The organism is Pseudovibrio sp. Ad37 (assembly GCF_001623075.1).
Lineage (GTDB): Bacteria > Pseudomonadota > Alphaproteobacteria > Rhizobiales > Stappiaceae > Pseudovibrio.
Genome location: NZ_LMCF01000121.1, coordinates 25,166 through 39,901, shown reverse-complemented (window position 1 = coordinate 39,901; position 14,736 = coordinate 25,166). Strand labels below are relative to the sequence as shown.

The following is a 14,736-nucleotide window of genomic DNA, read 5'->3' as shown; positions in this document are numbered from 1 at the left end:
TCCCATCCCGAACTCGGAAGTGAAACGCCCCTGCGCCAATGGTACTTCGTCTTAAGACGCGGGAGAGTAGGGCGCCGCCGGGCATGAATAATCCACACTGACAATCTCTCAAAATGAAACAGAACAAACACATTTTACCGCGGGGTGGAGCAGCCCGGTAGCTCGTCAGGCTCATAACCTGAAGGTCGTAGGTTCAAATCCTACCCCCGCAACCAAAATATCCCAATCATACTGGTATGATAGCAAAAGCCCTGAGCCAACCGCTCAGGGCTTTTTGCGTTCGCGTCAACACCACGTCAACATTTGATCCAGTCTTGAGACGCCAGATGCAAAGAGATGGCTGGCAAATGACGTCAGGTTCTCCTAAGGCTTAGGGCAAGAGAGATATTCTAAGTTGGTTGTGAAATTCATAGATTGCAATCTACGGACTGGCGCTAAATTGAACGGTCGGTGGTGAGAGTGGCTGAAAAGCTAGGTGCTTGTCTGTGTGCTGACGCGCTCCACATTGTGATCGGGCCGGTCCTTCGCTGCAGGTGCGAAGGATGGAGCGTCTAAACAGTTATTGCGCTTGCGACAAGGTATTTCTAGCTAATCAGATAAATCTATCGAGAGTTGAGTGTTCCCGCATAGCATCAGTCTTTGTCACGTGTTTTGTTTGGAAAAAAGCGGCTCTGAGAACTAAATGCTCTAATTAGTTAGCTTCCGGTATTTACTCGGCGTGTGTGGGGTGTTGATAGTGACCACAATTGCTGCCTCCTAATCATTCTGGAAACTCTTCGTGTCTCATCAAACCAATAACCTAGCTGCCTTCATCTGGTCTCTTGCTGATTTGCTGCGCGGAGATTTTAAGCAAAGCCAGTATGGCCGCGTTATTCTGCCGTTTACACTGCTGCGCCGCCTTGAGTGCGTACTGGAAGGCAGTAAGGATGCGGTGTTAGCGCAGGCTGAGAAGCTCAAGTCGATGAACTTGCCAGAAGAGGCGCAGGAGAAGCTGTTGCTGCGGGCCGCTGGGTTGTCGTTCTACAACATCTCCAGAATGGATATGTCCAAGCTTGGCGAAACGGGCATCAAGGACAATCTGGAGAACTACATTCAGGGCTTCTCCAAGGATGCCCGCGAGATCTTCGAGCACTTCAAGTTTGCCGAGTTTATCGCTCAACTGGCAGAGGCCAATCTGCTCTACAAAGTGGTACAGCGCGTTCGTGAGGCAGATCTCAGCCCGCAAAACATCTCCAACCATGAAATGGGGCTGGTGTTTGAGGAACTGATCCGGCGCTTTGCGGAAGGTTCCAACGAGACGGCTGGTGAACACTTCACCCCGCGCGATATCGTTCGCCTCACCACGTCACTGGTGTTTATGGAGGATGATGACGCGCTGACAAAGCCGGGTATTATTCGCACCATTTATGATCCCACCGCAGGGACTGGCGGGTTTTTGTCTTCTGGTATGGAGTATGTGCACGAGCTTAACCCGCAAGCGGTTATGCGCGGTTTTGGGCAGGAGCTGAACCCGGAGAGTTATGCCATTTGTAAAGCGGATATGCTGATCAAGGGGCAGGAAGTTGATAATATCAAGCTTGGCAACACGCTCAGCCAGGACCAGCTCTACGCCGACAAGTTTGATTATATGCTCTCCAACCCACCATTTGGGGTGGACTGGAAAAAGATTGAAGGCACCATCAAGGACGAGCACACCCTGAAAGGCCATGATGGACGCTTCGGCCCCGGCCTGCCGCGTGTGTCAGATGGGTCGCTGCTATTCCTCATGCACCTCATTTCCAAGCTACGGGACACGCATGAAGGCGGCGGGCGTATCGGCATCATCCTCAATGGGTCTCCGCTGTTTACGGGTGGCGCTGGCTCAGGTGAGAGTGAAATCCGCCGTTACATCTTGGAGGCTGACCTGCTGGAAGCCATCATCGCGCTGCCAACGGATATGTTCTACAACACCGGCATTGCCACTTATGTGTGGGTGCTCAGCAATAAAAAGAGCGCTGAGCGCAAAGGGCAGGTACAGCTCATAAACGGGGCGAACCTTTATTCCAAGATGCGCAAGTCTCTTGGCTCCAAACGCAACCAGATGAGCGAAGACGACATCCGCACCATCACCCGCTGTTTCGGCGCATTTGAGGTGGTGGAGGTGCAAGAGCTGGACAAGGCAGAAGAACCTGCCAGCACACGCGGGCGCAAGTCTGCAAATGGCAAGAAGGCTGAGCTGAAAACCTTTGCCTCCAAAATCTTCCAATCACATGAGTTTGGTTATCGCCGCCTGACCATTGAACGCCCCTTGCGCGAAAGCTTCCAGTTTTCTGATGAGCGATTGGAGACCCTGCGCTTTGCTCCAAAACCACTGGGTACTGTGATGCAGTGGATCTTTGAGACTTATGGGGGGAACTGGACAGACGCACCGGACTGCCCACGCTATGGCGATCTGGCGGAGCATGAGACAGAAATCCGCGCCCACATCAAAGCCAGCTTTGCAGAGCTGAAGGAAAAGCATATCAAGGACTTGCTGAAGCGGGATACATGGACAGGACAGAAGGCCATTCTGCTCAGCGCCAAAGCCCTGCAAGCGGTTATCGGCACAGATCAGCATGACGACATGAACGCCTTTGACGACACGCTGAAGGCCGCACAAAAGCAAACCGCCATCAAGCTGGAAACAGCTGCCAAAAAGCAAATCACGACCGCTGTCAGCTGGAAGAACCCGCAGGCTGCTCCTGTTATCAAAAAGGTCCACAAGGCCACGGCACCGAACCCAACCTATGGCCTGTTTGCTGTGAACGGGCAGAGTGTGGAGTACAAGCCAGATGGCGACCTGCGCGATAATGAAAACGTGCCGCTGGACCCGTCCCGCTCCGTCAATGAGGCTAATGAGGATTACTTCGCCCGCGAGGTAAAGCCTCATGTGCCAGAAGCGTGGATTGACGCAGGCAAGAAAGATGAGCGTGACTTTGAAATCGGCATTGTCGGCTATGAAATCCCCTTTAACCGACATTTTTATGTCTACCAGCCCCCACGGGCACTGGAAGAGATCGACGCTGAACTGGACGCAGTGAGCGCAGAAATCATGCAGCTGCTTCAGGAGGTTCACTCCTAATGGCTGGCAAGTATAAGGCATATCCGGCGTACAAAGAGAGCGGCTTAGAGTGGCTTGGAGAGATTCCGAATGGGTGGGGTGTAAAGCGCCTAAAGCACCTTGCGTCTATTCGCAATGGGCAAGACTATAAGCAAATTGAAGCAGAAAGTGGCTATCCTGTCCTAGGTTCAGGAGGACAGTTTACCTACGCAGCAAAACCAATGTACTGCAAAGAATCTGTATTGTTAGGGCGAAAAGGAACTATCGACCGCCCCTTATACATTAACGAGCCATTTTGGACCGTGGATACAATGTATTACACGGAAGTATCCCCTGATACTCCCGCCAAATTTCTATACTACTTGGCAACAACTATTCAGTTCGATAGATACTCCACTAATACAGCTTTGCCTAGCATGACCCAAGAGCATCTAGGAAACTACTCCTTCGCCATACCAAAGCGGTTTACGGAACAACAACAGATCGCCAGGTTTCTCGACCATGAAACTTTGAAGATTGACCGGTTGATAGAGAGGCAGGAGCGGTTGATTGGGTTGCTGGAAGAAAAGCGGCAGGCGGTGATCTCTCACGCCGTCACCAAAGGCCTGAACCCAGACGCCCCCTTACGCCCCTCCGGCATCGACTGGCTCGGCGATGTGCCGGAGCATTGGGACGCCACGCAGTTGAAGCACCTCTTTCTTCAATCAAAGAGGCAAGATCATCCCGACTTAGAAGTTCTCTCTGTCTATCGAGACTTTGGCGTGATCAAGAAATCCTCTCGAGACGACAACAACAACAAAACACCAGAGGATCTCACATCATATCAGTTGATTGAGGTTGGCGATCTCGTCATCAACAAAATGAAGGCATGGCAAGGTTCACTTGGAGTTTCAACATTTAAAGGAATAACTAGCCCAGATTACGTTGTTTATCGAGCTATCCACTCAGAGCATTCTCAATACATTCATTTTGCATTGCGCTGCAAAATCATGCCCGATGTCTACAAATCAATTTCGAATGGAATCCGGCCAAGCCAGTGGCGCTTAGAACCTGAGAAATTTGAAAAGCTTTCTTTGACTTTGCCACCATATAAGGAGCAAAAAGAGATTGCCGCATTCTTAGTAAAATCAGATAGTCTTACGCAAGAATTGGTCTCAAAAGCCAAATCCGCCATCACCCTCCTCAAAGAACGTCGCACAGCCCTTATCTCGGCTGCGGTGACAGGCAAGATTGATGTGCGCGACTGGGAACCACCGAAAGGCACCTTTCAACCTGCTGAAGAATCTGCAAGTTTAACGCAAGCATCTGCGTAGGGCACAAACTTGCAGATACGGGCACAAGTGGACGATTGGGAGAACACATGACCACCAAAGGCCGATCACTGGAGCTGTTTTTTGTCGATGGCCGCCCCGATGGCCTTCTGGTGGCAGAGCTGTTCAACTGGACAGGCCATGTGCTCCTCGTCCCTCGCACGCAGATCAAGCAAGCACTGGTGCGGGCGGAGGCCAGCTACACCGGCATTTATATTCTGCTGGGTGAACAGGACGGCGAGCCCACCGCCTATATTGGCGAGACGGAGGATATTGGCCAACGCATTCGCACCCACGATTCCAAAAAAGACTGGTGGACGAAGGCGGTGTTTGTCACCACAGCTGATAACAAGCTGAACAAAGCCCACGTCCGATTTTTAGAGGCGCGCAGCTATGAGCGCGCCGCCTCTGTTGGCCGTGTGATCCTTGACAATGCCCAAATTCCACAACAACCACAGGTCAGCGAGGCCACCATCGCCAATATGGAAGGTTTTTTGGAAAACCTTTACATGATCCTTCCCGCCCTCGGCATTGACTTATTTGTCGAAAGTAAACGCAGCAGCGCGGCACCAGAGCAAGCGTTCACTACCAGTTCCTTAGCTTCGACAGTGCAAAATGCCAGTTCTGTGCGCTTTGAATTGCTCACACCAAAACACGGTCTCTGCGCAAAAGCGCGTTTGGAGGAGGGTGAGTTCATCGTTGAAAAGGGCTCGGTTGTGCGGTCGCGCTGGGAAGGCAAAGGCGGGCGCGTCACATCCTATGAAACCTTGCGCAAGGAGCTGGATAAAACAGGTGTTATTGTCAGCGCGGGTAGCAGTGCGCACTTTGCAGCTGATTACGCCTTTAAAAGCCCCAGCGCTGCGGCGGCGATCGTGAATGGTCGTTCTTCCAATGGTCAAAAATCCTGGAAACTGGAAGGCACCAACAAGACCTACAAGCAATGGGAAGCTGAGCAACTGCTTGGAACACCGGAACCACAGTTGGAAGACGCCTGAGATAATGGCGGGTTTACGCCGCGATGAATTGATATTTAAGGGATTTTAGGAATGAGCGACAAGGCTGCTGAAGTGCATTTCCAGCGCGATATTATCAACCAGTTGTGTGCCAATGGCTGGTTGCTTGGTTCGCCTGCTGGCTACAATCGCGCCCTTGCCCTTTATGAAGAAGACCTGCTCAGCTTTGTCAAAGAAACGCAGGATGGGGAATGGCAGAAGTTTGCTAGGAACCACCCCGGTAACAGCGAGCAGAAATTCCTTGAATGCGTTGCAACGCAGCTTGGCAAAGCTGACCCAAGAGCCGCCGACAAGCAAATGCGCCTTTACGGGACGCTTGGTGTGTTGCGCCATGGCCTGAAAGACCGCAACGCCCGGTTTAGCTTGTGTCAGTTTAAGCCAGAGCACGACCTCAACCCCGACACGCTGGCGCGCTATAAACAAAACCGTTTGCGTGTGGTGCCAGAGCTGGTTTACAGCCCCTGGGCTACAGCAGAGCATCTGACCGTAACCGGAAAGAAGGCAAAGAACTGGCGCATCGATCTGGTATTGTTCGTCAACGGCTTACCAATTGCCACGCTGGAGCTGAAATCCGAGTTCAAGCAGGCGGTAGACAGCGCCAAGCGGCAGTATAAAACCACTCGTTTGCCTATTGACCCTGAAACGCGCAAGCCAGAGCCGTTGCTCACATTCAAACGCGGTGCGCTCGTTCATTTTGCTGTGAGCCAGTATGAGGTCTATATGACCACCAAACTGGCGGGCAAAGACACATATTTCCTCCCCTTCAACAAAGGGGCGAAGGACGGAGCGGCTGGCAATGATGTTCCAGAAGACAAAAATGAATATGCCACAGCCTATTTGTGGCAAGAGGTGCTGCAGCCCGACAATCTTTTAAACATCCTCGCCCGGTTTATCCATCTACAGATTGAGGAAAAGGAAGACTGGCAGGGCAGGAAGATCAAAAAAGAGACCATGATCTTCCCGCGCTATCATCAGTGGGATGTGGTCACCAAACTTGTTGATGCGGCGAAAAGCGAAGGTTCTGGGCAAAAATACCTTATTCAGCACAGCGCTGGCTCTGGCAAATCCAATTCTATTGCATGGACCGCGCATCAACTCTCTTCGCTCTATGGTGACAACGGCGAAAAGGTGTTCAACTCCGTCATCATCGTGACCGACCGCACAGTGCTTGATGACCAGCTGCAAGACACAATCTATCAGTTTGAGCATGTGGACGGTGTTGTTGGCCGCATCAACAACAAGGAAGGTGATGGCTCTAAGTCTGAGAAGCTGGCTAAAGCGCTGGAGGTTTCTCAGCCCATTATTATCGTCACCATCCAGACCTTCCCGTTTGTGCTCAAAGCGATTGAGAACAGCACAAGTTTGAAGACGCGTAGCTATGCCATTATTGCCGATGAAGCGCATTCTTCACAGACTGGCTCTACCGCACGTCAGCTCAAAGAAGTGCTGATGAAAGAGGAAAGCTCTGGTGAAGAAGAGCTGAGCAGCGAAGATATTCTTGATGCTGCTGTGGCCTCACGCAGCGCCTCGCAAAACCTAAGTTATTTTGCCTTTACCGCAACACCGAAAGCTAAAACGCTAGAGCTGTTTGGCCGTCTGCCAAAGCCTGATGAGGTGCCATCTCGCACCAATATCCCAGTGGCTTACCACGTATATTCCATGCGTCAGGCGATTGAGGAAGGCTTCATTCTCGATGTGCTGAAAAACTACACCAACTACAAAGTCGCCTATAATCTCGCTCTTAAGATACAGGAAAAAGACGACGAGGTTGAAAGCAAAAAAGCCAAGGTCAAGCTGAACCAGTGGGTACGGCTGCATGACTACAATATTGCTCAAAAAGTGCAGATCATTGTTGAGCACTTCAAAGATAATGTGATGGGCTTGTTAGGCGGACAAGCCAAAGCGATGGTGGTTACCAGCTCACGCAAAGAGGCTGTTCGTTTTAAGCTAGCTTTCGACAAATACACAAAAGCCAAAGGCTACGATAAAATCCACTCAATGGCTGCATTTTCCGGTGAGGTGGAGTTTACTGATAAAGACCCGAACTCAGCAGGATTGGTTGGCGAGAAGTTCACTGAAACCAGCATGAACCCAGGCCTGAAAGGCCGCGACATGCGCAAAGCTTTTGATGGTGACGAGTATCAGGTGATGATCGTTGCGAATAAATTCCAGACTGGGTTTGATCAGCCCAAGCTCTGCGCCATGTACGTGGATAAAAAACTGGCCGGAGTGGAATGTGTTCAAACTCTTTCTCGTCTCAACCGTACCTATCAGGGTAAAGCAGAATCCGGCACGTTTGTGCTGGACTTCTTCAATGAGCCAGAAGACGTTCTAGCCCCGTTTCAGAAGTATTATCAGACCGCTGAACTCATGGATGTGTCTAATCCTAATCTCGTCTTCGAACTCTCAGAAAAACTCAGAAGCTCTGGAATTTTCCTATGGAGCGAGGTGGAGCAGTACTGCATTGCCTTCTTGCAAAAGAACAAGAGCAGTGCGGCCATCTCAAATATCTGTAAGCCTGCGGTGGAACGTTGGACCAGCCGCTACAAGTCAGCCGTTGAAGCCTATAAGCGTTCAAAGGATATGTTCGAGCGCGCCAAAAAGGCTGGCGATCCTGTCCTGATTGCCAACACGGATACAACGTTCAAAGACTGCAAGAAAGAAAAAGACGGGCTGGAAATCTTCAAGAAGGATTTGGGCACGTATGTGCGGTTTTATGAGTTCATCTCACAAATCGTGGACTATGATGATAAGGAGTTGGAAAAGCTTAGCCTGTTTGCACGAAGCCTGCGTCCTTTGCTGCGCGAAGCTGCAATTGAGGATGATGTAATCGATCTGGACAATGTCGAACTGAGTCACTACCGACTGTCGAAGCTTAAGCAGCAGGATTTGCAGTTGGTAAGCGGTGAAGGTGAGGGATTGGAGCCAGCTGACGAGCTTGGCAGTGGCAAATCTAAAGATCCCAAAGAAGAATTCCTCTCGCAGATTATTGAGCGTGTGAATGACCTGTTTGCTGAAGATGGGCTTACAGAAAAAGATAAGGTCAATTACCTGTACGTTCTCAAAGACAAAATCTCTGAAAATCCGCTTGTTATGACTCAGATTGAAAACAACACCAAAGATCAGGCAAAGCTAGGCGGTTTCCAAAATGCAGTAGACGATGCCATTATTACGAGTGGTGAGGCGCACCAGAAAATGATGATGCATCTCCTATCAAACCCAGAGAAAGCCGCTGAGATCTCCAACTTGTTACTTGATCTGATGTATGCAGAGAAGAAGCAAACTCAGTTCGATCAATCAGACGTTGAGTAAATCACTCTACGAAAAGTCTTTGTTAAATCGTGTTGATGGCTGTTTTAGCCTGCCACTAATATGCTGCGCCTGCGAAACAACCCAGCATTCAATGCCTTGTCGAATGTCAGCACATGGCCCTCAGTGATCTGTTTGCACTCTCAACGAGAGACTGTTTCCTGTCAGTTGTCACAGCAGTAACTTGAAAGCTCAGAGCCCTGCAGTTGCAATGAGCGAACGCAGCTTGTTGCCCACATCAACCGGATTTTCCGGCTCAGTCATATCTGGCAGCCAGGCGATATCCCATTTGCTGCGTTGTTTGACGCCCAGCGTCGGCTGAACTTCTGCATGGGTAAGAACGGAGTATGGGCTCACCGGGATCTGGTAGGTTTCACAGAGATCAGCAACAGTCTCCGCTAGTGCCTGAACTTGAACTTGCGTGATTGGATACTTGCCGGGATCGAAAGGAGACTCTATTGCGCCCGACATGGCATCAAGGGCAACGCCGATGGACCCGGTGTTAAGTGCTCTAGTATGAGCGGCATAGCGGCCATCGAGGCAATTGGCATTGGCCTCTGGTTTTAGAGCACCTGCATGTGTTCGGCCTGAGCGATCGATGATGATGTGGTAGTGCTGCCGCTCCAGCTCAATGAGCCCGTCCGCGCCTGCTGTCCAATGCAAGATAATGCGATGAAGGCCAGAGCGATGAAACAACTCCTCGACGCGCTTCACGTTCCGCGCTTTCAACGCCTCAGCTATCGCAGCTTTTGTCTTTGGTCCATCAAGACCATCGATGGGACCGGGATCATAGCTCAGCGCAGCAAGTCGGGCTTGGATGTCCCGTGTGGTGTACGTCATGGTTAGTCCTCCAGACATAAAAAAAGCCGCCCGAAGGCAGCTTGAAGAGGTGAGTTCTTTGGAATGCGCAGGCGTCAGGTTCGGTCTTTGGCTTTTCTCGCCTGCGCCAACTCCTTAAGCGCATGGCAAAGCTCTAGGCGCTTTTCACGCACAGCAAGTACAGCTTGCCGGCTACAAGTCTTGCATGTCCGCTTGCGGGACTGCGGAACGGTTTTCAGGAGGTGTTTAATCACGGCGCTTGATCTCCTTGGTTAAGGCGCGAATGGCCTCAGTGCTGGCTTGCAGGCCTTCGATGGCGTCCTTCTGGATCTCGCGAAGGGCAGCGTTGTATTCCTTGGTGTCTTGTCGCCACCAATTGAGCACTCTCCAGGCAAAGAAGCCCAGACCGACAATAGCAACGGCTGCGGGTCCGCCGCCCAGCGCATTGATGATCTCGCCAAGGTTTGTCATTGTGCGTCCGGTACGCCAACGCTGAGATAATGGATCGCCACGCTGACGGTGCCCCCAGTGAAGTCACCGCCCTTGGCGGTCAGGCGAATGGGCGTATCAGCGTAAAAGCCTTGCGGGCCGATGATGCCCTTGTTGGTGCTGCCAGCGGTAATGCCGAGGGAACCGCCGAACTTGGAGAGCTCGCCGTCAATGCCACAATCGTAAGAAGTGGCACCTGTGATTGCTGAGACTGTTCGGGTGGAAACACCAAGGCAGATGGAGCGATCTGGAATGGTGATGGTGGTCTCGACAATAGAGCCTGACAGACCTGAGAGCGTTTCTTCCAGAACACCCAGGCCTGTGGTGCCTCCAAGTGGTCCTTTGGCGACATGAACCAGCGTCGCTGATCTCAAAAGGTTCAAGGCATCGGAGAGAACTTTCCAACTCCCAGCGGTATAGATCAGCAATGTTTCAGCATCTGGGTCCCAGACGCGCATGCCATCAAGGGCGGGCAGCCGGAACCAGCTGCCATCGGCATAAAAGGCCACATCCTTCTCCCAGCCAGTCCATGCGTCTGTGGCGGGAAAACTCACGATGTAAGCATCGCCCTCACCGGGGGAGCTTGGCGGTGCTGCCGAAGTTGCATTGAGGACCCGCATCTGAATGAGGCCGTCGAGTAGGCGAAGGGCTTCGTTGTGGGTGATATGCTTTTGCGCCTGCGCGGCCGTGATGTAGGGCAGGGCAAGCCGAGAAGTTGTCTCTGACATGGATATGGCCTCAGAAGTGCAAAGTGGTGGTAAGCGGCATGCCGCGGCCTAAAGTGTTGGAGAGCTGGTAGATGCGGATGAGAAGCGTATCTCCAGACGAAAGTATTGCTCCAAAGTCCTCAATCTGCTGCGTGCCGATATAAATCACGCTGGAGGTTGTTGAACTCAGCGTGCGGATTACTGAGCCGTCTTTCAGAACCTCCACCTCATAGGCCTCGATGGCTTCGCCAAGTGGCACATCGCGTGACAGCCAGCTGTCCGCTTCGGGCAAACGGGACCGTCTGATCCAGAAGAGAGCGAGGTCACCGGGAAGACGTCCTTTGCGAATAGGTTGTGTAACATGAACCGGAGACAATGGACGCAAACCATTGGCTTCCGGCGTAAAGCCTAATGCCAACGTGGCAGGATCAGAAAGCGACGCTCTTCCGGGCACGATACGCCACCGGAACGGCAAGCTTATCTCGCTCAAAGTGATGGGAGCCGGAACCAAATTATCATCAAGACGGATGATCCTTGCGCTTGCCGGGAGTGTATCGACGATAGAACTCTCGGTACCACGTTGACCGCGAAGCAGCCGTGAGAGTTTGTAGGTGCTAGGCGCTAAGAGCTCTGCTCTGCTGGCCTGAATGATCTCCCAGGTGTTTGGAGCAGTCTCAATGGCAAAAGCATTGCCGCCCGCAAGGAGCTCTAAGTCTGGAATGCTCTCGATTGTTCCTGAAGAGACTGAGATTACCAATTCACTGCCAAGATCAAACCGGGAGGTAGGACCTCGCTTAAGGGGCTCTAGTGTCACCCCAAACTGGGCTGGCGTGGTGATCTCGGCAACCCGTTTGAATCCTGCGTCTGCTTGACTGCGATAGACATTGAGAACACCCGGCCAGGGATCGGCATAAGCTGCCATCAACGGCTGATGAGCAGGGGAGTTGTCTGAGAGCTGCGGCAGATCGAGAAACGCAAACAGAGGTTTTCCGAATACAACCGCCTGCGAAAGCGCTCCATCTGTTCTTTTCCGCGATGGTCCAGGTGGCATATCGTAGACTTGGCGATCTTGCTGGATGCTGGTCACCTTGCGCTCCAGGCCATCATTGACACTCAAGAGCTGCAGATCATAGCTGCGCCCATCATGGTCCAGCGCAACCACGTCTGTTGGATCAAGGGCAAGCTCTGACGGCGGTAGCGCAAAGCTGGCACCGTCGCGTCCAACCCAGGCTTCTTGCAGGGCGCGGCGCACCCGGCGCTCCGCTTCTTCCGGGGCAACGGCAAGCGGGAAGTTTTCAGAAGAGATACGGCTCGCCTGCACTGTTACCCGCTGCGCTTCCACCTGAATGGCGTCATAGTCTTCATCGGCGCGGGCGACAGACCATTTCAGCGCCTGGGGCAGTTCGGTTTCCTGCGCGCGCTCAAACTCGATGGGCTCAGTGTCTTTTGGTGCTGCCACCAGATCATCAAGCTCAAGGCGTTTGACGGCACCACGCCCACGCACCTTAAAATGCAGAATGCCTTCGCTCTCCACGGCATCAAAGCCGAAGTGACGGGCCAGCACGGCAATTGATGCACGCGGGCTTTGCAACGCAGAAATCACATAGCCTTCAACGGCACCATAAAGATCTGAGGTGTCGATCAGATCTCCGCTCAGCCCAGCGCGTTTACATAGGTGTTTGACCAGCGCACCAAGCCCAACAGCCCCGAGCCGTCCTCCCAGCCAGTGCCCCAGTCGCCAGTTGTCACCATCTGACCAGATGTTGGTGAGTTCTGGAAAGAACGGATAGGGCCGGGCATCCCATGTCCAGGCAGAGCAATTGCCAAGGTCCAGCATGGGACCGTCATAGGCGCTTGATGTGGGATTGTTGCCCGGCTCTTGCCAATAGCTCAGCGTGGCATTCAAGTAAGCCCGCTGGATGGCATCATCACGCCAGGCACGAGAAAAGTAGGGCGCTTTGGATTCTGATGATTTGAGATCAATGAATACGTTGGGCTGGTTGGTGGCGTGGTCTACAGCAGGACAGCCGAACTCGGTAAACCAGATGGGTTTGCTCTGTGGTATCCAGGCCGTTGGCTCTGTCCCCTCCACACCGCCTGGGCGATCATAATGCTGATTGCTCCACCAGCTCTGTAGGTCCTTATAGCGAAACACCCAAGGCTTATTGTGGGTGCCATCTGTGATTGGCGTTCTGACCTGAGCAATGCGATCAGCATCGCTTGCATAAAACCAGTCAAAACCTTCGCCGCCGGCAATGTTGCCCTTCAAATAACTCTGATCGAATATGTGCGGGTAGATCTGCGCATCCAGATGGTCAAAACCATCGCGCCAATCGGAAAGCGGCATGTAGTTGTCGATACCGATAAAATCACAGGCTTCATGAGCCCAGATTGGGTCAAGATGAAAGAAGAGGTCTCCGCTGTCACCTGCCGACCTGAAGCCGAAATACTCGGACCAGTCGGCGGCATAAGAGAGCTTGGTATCTGAACCTACAACAGAGCGTACATCGCTCAGTAAGCTGCTCCATTGCTCAATTGCGGAAAAGCTGTTTGCTGGTCCTCGCACTTGATTAAGCACGCGCATTTCTGAGGCGATGAGAAACGCATCCACTCCGCCAGCAGCTTTGCACAGATGGGCATAGTGCAGGATCATGCGGCGCAGGCCCCAATCACCCGATGGTCCCGTCCATGAAACGCTTGTCCCGCTCACACTGAAATCACCAATAGCAGCAGAACCAAACAGCGCAGACACTTGTCCAACTGCTGCTTCGCTTTTGTCCGGAGAGCCAGCAAAACCAGGGGCAGGAGAGCATGTTATCCTGCCACGCCAGGGATAGGCGGGTTGACCGATCGTGCTTGCATCATCGCTATAAGGATCTGGCAGCGTGTTGTTTGGCGGGATATCCATCAGGATGAAGGGATAGAAGGTAACCCGCAGGCCACGGGCCTTTATTTCCTTGATTGCCTCGACAATAGAAAAGTCGGCAGGTGTTCCGCCGAAGACAGGATCTCCCTTATCATCACGGCTGACCAGAAAAGCATCAGACCGACTGACACCATTGACGTTCCAGGACGTGCTGGCATTCTTGGTCGGTTGATCGACACCTGGGCGGATCTTGCAAGTCTCGCATCTAAGGTCATCTCCAAACCAGGCAACCACAAGCGAGATGCTTTGGATGTTTGGGGCTGAGGCTTGCAGGCGGTCCAGGGCACCGATGAGATCGGCTTGTGTTGCTTCTGCATTTACGTTGATGCCGGCTGTCTTGGCGCCGCCTTCGGATTTGGTCACCTGCCGTGTGGCATAGACATATTCGCCAGATGCCGGGATCAACGTGGCCGATTGCAACTGGCCTTCCGGTGTGCCGTCCAAGAGCGGGCGAAACACTTCCACCGTGATCTGCGGAATGCGGTTGCCATAGCTTTCCAATAGCAGCTCTTCAAAGACCAGATAGGCTGTGCCGCGATAGGCCGGTGCCGCGTTCATCTTAGCCTTGATGAGGGGATCTGGCTCTTGGGCCTCATCGCCTGCATACCAGCGCCAGGTGACACCTTGCAGATCCATAAGCTCACCATCTGCCCAGATGCGACCAATGCCGGTAAGAACCCCTTCGCACAGTGCGATGGCAAACGAGGCATAGTAGGCATAGGTGGTTGTGGTGACCTTCGGTCCGCCGCCTTTACCGCCACCTTGGGTTTGCTGGTTGATCTCCTCGCGAAAGTCAGTTGCCCAGATGATATTGCCACCGATCCTCATGCGGCCAAACATACGGGGAATGACAGCTCCCTCTGTTGAGGTGGTGACTTGCAGGCGATCAAGTCGCTGGCCCTCGATGGTCTGGTCAGGAAGCGTCGTGCTGATCAGCCAGCTGTCAATATACGAGCCAGCTGCTGCGCCGATTGCACCACCGATTGTGGCTGCGGTCACGCCAAGAAACGAGCCGCCAATGGCTCCGCCCACGGCGGTGCCAACAGCGCCAAGGACAAGTGTTGCCATGAATGCCTCATGCTTG

At 52.7% G+C, this 14,736-nt stretch carries 8 protein-coding genes, 1 tRNA gene and 1 rRNA gene; 6 read left to right on the top strand and 4 right to left on the bottom strand.

Annotated elements, in window-relative coordinates:
• From rrf to PsAD37_RS17265, 6 genes are all read left to right on the top strand, one after another.
• Positions 1-83, top strand: a 5S ribosomal RNA gene (gene rrf, locus PsAD37_RS17290); the annotation flags it as partial.
• A gap of 55 nt (positions 84-138) precedes the next feature.
• Positions 139-215: transfer RNA gene (locus PsAD37_RS17285), tRNA-Met, on the top strand.
• A 563-nt stretch (positions 216-778) separates the two neighbouring features.
• Entirely contained in the window at positions 779-3,100 is a 2,322-nt protein-coding gene (locus tag PsAD37_RS17280) for a class I SAM-dependent DNA methyltransferase (protein WP_063297215.1), read from the top strand.
• A complete protein-coding gene (locus PsAD37_RS17275) occupies positions 3,100-4,392 on the top strand; it encodes a restriction endonuclease subunit S (RefSeq protein WP_063297214.1) in 1,293 nt (430 codons plus the stop codon). Before PsAD37_RS17280 ends, PsAD37_RS17275 begins: the two co-directional genes overlap by 1 nt.
• A 47-nt stretch (positions 4,393-4,439) precedes the next feature.
• Positions 4,440-5,384 (top strand): GIY-YIG nuclease family protein, encoded by a 945-nt coding sequence (locus PsAD37_RS17270; RefSeq protein ID WP_063297213.1) that lies wholly within the window; start codon positions 4,440-4,442, stop codon positions 5,382-5,384.
• Positions 5,385-5,435: 51 nt separating this feature from the next.
• Positions 5,436-8,714 (top strand): type I restriction endonuclease subunit R, encoded by a 3,279-nt coding sequence (locus PsAD37_RS17265; protein ID WP_063297212.1) that lies wholly within the window; start codon positions 5,436-5,438, stop codon positions 8,712-8,714.
• Positions 8,715-8,903: 189 nt separating this feature from the next.
• Here the strand turns inward: PsAD37_RS17265 and PsAD37_RS17260 are convergent, their stop codons facing one another.
• The 4 genes from PsAD37_RS17260 to PsAD37_RS17245 all read right to left on the bottom strand — a co-directional run bounded on the left by PsAD37_RS17260 (position 8,904) and on the right by PsAD37_RS17245 (position 14,720).
• Positions 8,904-9,551, bottom strand: coding sequence for an N-acetylmuramoyl-L-alanine amidase (locus PsAD37_RS17260; protein WP_063297211.1), 648 nt, complete (start codon positions 9,549-9,551; stop codon positions 8,904-8,906).
• A gap of 225 nt (positions 9,552-9,776) precedes the next feature.
• A complete protein-coding gene (locus PsAD37_RS17255) occupies positions 9,777-10,001 on the bottom strand; it encodes a hypothetical protein (protein WP_063297210.1) in 225 nt (74 codons plus the stop codon).
• Positions 9,998-10,747 carry a DUF2793 domain-containing protein gene (locus tag PsAD37_RS17250; RefSeq protein WP_063297209.1) on the bottom strand — a complete coding sequence of 250 codons (750 nt, stop codon included), beginning with the start codon at positions 10,745-10,747 and terminating at the stop codon, positions 9,998-10,000. Before PsAD37_RS17250 ends, PsAD37_RS17255 begins: the two co-directional genes overlap by 4 nt.
• 10 nt (positions 10,748-10,757) lie before the next feature.
• Positions 10,758-14,720 carry a glycoside hydrolase TIM-barrel-like domain-containing protein gene (locus tag PsAD37_RS17245; RefSeq protein WP_063297208.1) on the bottom strand — a complete coding sequence of 1,321 codons (3,963 nt, stop codon included), beginning with the start codon at positions 14,718-14,720 and terminating at the stop codon, positions 10,758-10,760.
• Between the last annotated feature and the right edge of the window lie 16 nt (positions 14,721-14,736).

Bases quoted from the DNA above. Each gene is read 5' to 3' on its own strand.
- PsAD37_RS17275 (WP_063297214.1), top strand. From the start codon at position 3,100: ATGGCTGGCAAGTATAAGGCATATCCGGCGTACAAAGAGAGCGGCTTA.
- PsAD37_RS17255 (WP_063297210.1), bottom strand. From the start codon at position 10,001: ATGACAAACCTTGGCGAGATCATCAATGCGCTGGGCGGCGGACCCGCA.
- PsAD37_RS17260 (WP_063297211.1), bottom strand. From the start codon at position 9,551: ATGACGTACACCACACGGGACATCCAAGCCCGACTTGCTGCGCTGAGC.
- PsAD37_RS17265 (WP_063297212.1), top strand. From the start codon at position 5,436: ATGAGCGACAAGGCTGCTGAAGTGCATTTCCAGCGCGATATTATCAAC.
- PsAD37_RS17270 (WP_063297213.1), top strand. From the start codon at position 4,440: ATGACCACCAAAGGCCGATCACTGGAGCTGTTTTTTGTCGATGGCCGC.
- PsAD37_RS17245 (WP_063297208.1), bottom strand. From the start codon at position 14,720: ATGGCAACACTTGTCCTTGGCGCTGTTGGCACCGCCGTGGGCGGAGCC.
- PsAD37_RS17250 (WP_063297209.1), bottom strand. From the start codon at position 10,747: ATGTCAGAGACAACTTCTCGGCTTGCCCTGCCCTACATCACGGCCGCG.